This is a genomic window from Clostridium sp. AF23-6LB, from assembly GCF_003461085.1.
Classification (GTDB): Bacteria; Bacillota; Clostridia; order Lachnospirales; family Lachnospiraceae; genus Coprococcus; species Coprococcus ammoniilyticus.
On sequence record NZ_QTWK01000004.1, the window covers coordinates 1 to 3,360 of the forward strand.

Genomic DNA, 3,360 nt, shown 5'->3' on the forward strand with positions numbered 1-3,360 from the left:
TCTCCAATCTCTTCCGCTTATCTTTCGAACCTCTCAGGATAAGTCTTCGACCTATTAGTATCTGTCAGCTGAATGCGTTACCGCACTTACACCTCAGACCTATCAACCTCGTAGTCTTCAAGGGGTCTTATTTCTTTAAAGAATGGGATATCTAATCTTGAGGGGGGCTTCACGCTTAGATGCCTTCAGCGTTTATCCCTGCCGGACTTGGCTACTCTGCCATGCTGTTGGTCAACAACAGATACACCAGCGGTCCGTCCATCCCGGTCCTCTCGTACTAAGGACAGCTCCTCTCAAATATCCTACGCCCACGCCGGATAGGGACCGAACTGTCTCACGACGTTCTGAACCCAGCTCGCGTACCGCTTTAATGGGCGAACAGCCCAACCCTTGGAACCTGCTACAGCTCCAGGATGCGATGAGCCGACATCGAGGTGCCAAACCACTCCGTCGATGTGAACTCTTGGGAGTGATAAGCCTGTTATCCCCAGGGTAGCTTTTATCCGTTGAGCGATGGCAATCCCACGTTATACCACCGGATCACTAAGTCCTACTTTCGTACCTGCTCCACCCGTCGGTGTCGCAGTCAAGCTCCCTTCTGCCTTTGCACTCTTCGAATGGTTTCCGACCATTCTGAGGGAACCTTTGAGCGCCTCCGATACCCTTTCGGAGGCGACCGCCCCAGTCAAACTCCCCGTCAGACATTGTCCCCCAGCCGGGTCACGGCTGCAGGTTAGAAACCCAGTACTGTAAGGGTGGTATCCCAAGGTCAGCTCCATGACAACTGGCGTCATCATTTCCTAGCTTCCCACCTATCCTGTACAGACAGTACCGAATCCCAGTATCAAACTGGAGTAAAGCTCCATGGGGTCTTTCCGTCCTGGCGCAGGTAACCAGCATCTTCACTGGTATTTCAATTTCACCGGGTGTGTTGTCGAGACAGTGCCCAAATCATTACGCCTTTCGTGCGGGTCGGAACTTACCCGACAAGGAATTTCGCTACCTTAGGACCGTTATAGTTACGGCCGCCGTTTACTGGGGCTTAAATTCAAACCTTCGCTTGCGCTAAGCTCTCCTCTTAACCTTCCAGCACCGGGCAGGCGTCAGCCCATATACCTCACCTTTCGGTTTTGCATAGACCTGTGTTTTTGCTAAACAGTTGCTTGGGCCATTTCTCTGCGGCCACATCTCTGTGGCACTCCTTCTCCCGAAGTTACGGAGTCATTTTGCCGAGTTCCTTAACAACACTTCTCCCGCCGGCCTTAGGATTCTCTCCTCATCCACCTGTGTCGGTTTACGGTACGGGCACATACAAAACAATAGCGGCTTTTCTTGGCAGCTAGCTCACCAGCTTCGTTACTTATAGTTCACTCCGCATTACGTCTTCTCCTTGCAAGGGGGATTTGCCTCCCTTACGGATACCTCGCTTGCACCGGCTTTTCCATTTCCGGCTCTGGCTTTCTCTCTGCGTCCCCACAGTTCTGTTTGTATGTGGTACAGGAATTTCTACCTGTTATCCATCGACTACGACTTTCGTCCTCGCCTTAGGCCCCGACTTACCCAGGGAAGATCAGCTTTACCCTGGAAACCTTAGATATTCGGCCTTTAAGATTCTCACTTAAATCTCGCTACTCATTCCGGCATTCTCTCTTCTTAACACTCCACTGCTCCTTCCGGTACAGCTTCGTCACGTTAAGAATGCTCCTCTACCAATGTTTTCACATTCCATAGCTTCGGTGGTGTGTTTTAGCCCCGGACATTTTCGGCGCAGGACCTCTCGACTAGTGAGCTATTACGCACTCTTTGAATGTATGGCTGCTTCTGAGCCAACATCCTAGTTGTCTTCGAAATCCCACATCCTTTACCACTTAACACACACTTTGGGACCTTAGCTGATGGTCTGGGCTCTTTCCCTTTTGACTACCCAACTTATCTCGTGCAGTCTGACTCCCGTACATCATCTCTGCGGCATTCGGAGTTTGATAATCTTCGGTAAGCTTTGACGCCCCCTAGGATATTCAGTGCTCTACCTCCGCTAGACTAATACGAGGCTAGCCCTAAAGCTATTTCGAGGAGAACCAGCTATCTCCGGGTTCGATTGGAATTTCTCCCCTACCCACACCTCATCGCCACCCTTTTCAACGGATGTGCGTTCGGTCCTCCATTGCCTTTTACGGCAACTTCAACCTGGACATGGGTAGATCACCCGGTTTCGGGTCTTCTTATACTGACTTTACGTGCTATTAACACTTGCTTTCACTTCGGCTCCGTACCTGAGGTACTTAACCTTGCCAGCACAAGAAACTCGCCGGACCGTTCTACAAAAAGTACGCGGTTCTGCTTTATTCGCAGTTCCACAGCTTGTAAACACAGGGTTTCAGGTTCTCTTTCACTCCCCTCCCGGGGTCCTTTTCACCTTTCCTTCACAGTACTATGCGCTATCGGTCACTGAGTAGTATTTAGCCTTGGAGGGTGGTCCCTCCGCCTTCCCACAAGGTTTCTCGTGTCTCGTGGTACTCCGGATCCTGCTAGGTGTGTTTCAGATTTCATGTACGAGGCTTTCACTCTCTCTGGCGGGACTTCCCAGACCCTTCTACTATCTTCCACACTGCCATATCGCAGTCCATACCCCGTCGTGCACGCACAACGGTTTGGGCTCTTCCGCGTTCGCTCGCCGCTACTTACGGAATCGATGTTTCTTTCTCTTCCTCCGCCTACTTAGATGTTTCAGTTCAGCGGGTTCCCTCCGTATACCTATGTATTCAGTATACGGTGACTGAGGTTTGCTCAGCCGGGTTTCCCCATTCAGATATCTGCGGGTCATCGGATATTTGCTCCTTACCGCAGCTTTTCGCAGCTTATCACGTCTTTCTTCGGCTCTCAGTGCCAAGGCATCCACCCTGCGCTCTTTCTAACTTAACCTTACAGCATACGTAGCTTGATATGCTGTGGTCCGTTGCTATCTTTCGATAACTTGATTCGCGTTTTGTTTCAATCTCTTGAAACGTTTTCTTGGATTATTTGATGTCTTGTTAATTATTAATGGCTTATTAATAATATCTCTTTTCTTTCTGTATGAAATTCTCAAGGTACACATTGAGCACTTAGCGAGGATATCCTCTTTTGTACTCTTTTATGAAACATAAGATTTACTCTGCAAGTTTATCACTCGCTTCCGGGATTCGTAAGCTCCGCTTACTTCATCACGGACATTCTACGAATGTCCTCCTGTTTGTCCATCACCTCATCGAAGAACAAGTTCTTCATGAGCTGCTTTCCAAACACCGACCGCTCGTCCTATGTTTCCGTGGAGATAACGAGATTCGAACTCGTGACCCCCTGCTTGCAAGGCAGGTGCTC

The 3,360-nt window shown here is 49.7% G+C and carries 1 rRNA gene; it reads right to left on the minus strand.

The features are described 5' to 3' along the window. Positions 1-34: 34 nt before the first annotated feature. A 23S ribosomal RNA gene (locus DWY07_RS09550) occupies positions 35-2,922 on the minus strand. Between the last annotated feature and the right edge of the window lie 438 nt (positions 2,923-3,360).